The organism is Lacticaseibacillus jixiensis (assembly GCF_042847315.1).
GTDB classification, from domain to species: domain Bacteria; phylum Bacillota; class Bacilli; order Lactobacillales; family Lactobacillaceae; genus Lacticaseibacillus; species Lacticaseibacillus jixiensis.
Genome location: NZ_BAAFPR010000081.1, coordinates 1 through 1,634 on the forward strand (window position 1 = coordinate 1; position 1,634 = coordinate 1,634).

A 1,634-nucleotide genomic window follows, 5' to 3' on the forward strand; every position below is an offset into this window, starting at 1 on the left:
GTTTTATGTTTTATGTTTTAGGTTTTGTGGACTCTGTATCAAAGAGGGAGGGGCCGAAAACGGTCGTCACTTTTTTGGTAAGCTAAATACGCTTCGCCTGATCACTTTAAAAATGTGGTGGTTTGAACTACTATACAGATGTAGGAGCTTACGACTCCGCGCTAATAGTGGACTTCGAGTCCGTGTATCGGTAACGATACTTTGTGCCTGCCATTACCATGGCGTATAGGCATTTCAGTGTCTTGTTCATACAAGCCACGATGGCAACCTTATCCCGCTTCGGGATGGGTTGCTTTTTTAGTTTGTAGTAATAATCGACAATGTGATTGGGCGCAGCGGCTTGTTGGCGAATCATGTTTTTGACGATTAAATAAAGTAGTGCACGGGCGTGAGGATTACCACGCTTATTGATGTGGTCTTGGCGCTGATACTTGCCAGACTGATAGCGATTCAAATCGATACCGATGTACGCATTAACTTGATTAGCATTATCAAAGCGTAGAATATCCCCAATTTCACCAACTAATTGAGCTGCCGATAATGCCCCGATGCCAGGCATGGACTGATAAAGCTGAAATTGTGCTAAGGGCTCTGCGGTCGTCTTCATTTGCTTGCGCAATGTGTCTTCCTGCGTGGTCAACTCGATCAACTGACGACAGTAATATTGCACTTCTTGGACTTGGATACTGTCTGAATCAGCGGCGGGATAACTATCTTTGGCATAAGTAATCAGCTTCTCTGCGTACTTTAACCCTTTGGTTTTAGACAATTTCTTATCTGTTTCACTCATCAGTTTGTTCTTTAAGCAAGTCCGCGAGATACCCCGTACAAAGTCTGGATGCGGAAACAGTAAGATCACGTTCAGCGCAAGCTTTGAAACTCGAGAACTAAAGAGCTGCTCGACTTCCGGAAAGGTCTGTTGGAGCGCAGTGTAAAGCTTTAATCGGGTTAGTTTGGTATCCTTCATCACCTGTTGGTAGAAGCGATTCAGTTGGCGCAACTGCTCATATTCCGGATCCCATGGTGTGGTCAGCCGATATTGATGATGCATCACAGACAAGGCGATTCTGTGGGCATCTTTTTGATCCGTCTTCACCCGCCGCAAGGTCTCTGAATGCAGGTGCAACTCTAACGGATTCAATCGGCCATACCGTAATTGACGGTCTTGGCAAAAGCGTACCAGCGGCTGAGAATAGATGCCTGTCGCTTCAAAATAGACGACAGGATCATTGGCTTGCTTGATCATTTGATCCAGTTGAGCGAAGCCAACTTGGTTGTGCAGACACTTAAACTCTCGCAAGCATTGATCACCGCGATACCATACGCCATAACTATGACCTTTCGAAACATCCAATGCGAAAACATCGGACACAATATTACTTCCTTCCTGAATTGGTGAAGCTGACCCACACCTTCATCTCGGAACTCATTTCCTAAACACGATCTCAAAGACCCACAATCTTAAACCAGAATTGCGCGACGAAGATGACGGAGATCCTTTTGAATTGCGGACTCGAAGTCCCTGAGGCTGTGATCGATCTTAGCTTCATCTTCAGTGTAACGGACAAAAAGAAAGTTCCGGTAAGAATCGAGGTAAAACCTCAATTCCCACCGGAACTAATCTTAGATTGTTT

At 45.2% G+C, this 1,634-nt stretch carries 1 protein-coding gene; it reads right to left on the bottom strand.

What is annotated here, in order from left to right; all coding sequences use genetic code 11:
• Positions 1 to 148: 148 nt before the first annotated feature.
• A complete protein-coding gene (locus ACGG90_RS15535; RefSeq protein WP_390410726.1) occupies positions 149 to 1,372 on the bottom strand; it encodes an IS110 family transposase in 1,224 nt (407 codons plus the stop codon).
• Between the last annotated feature and the right edge of the window lie 262 nt (positions 1,373 to 1,634).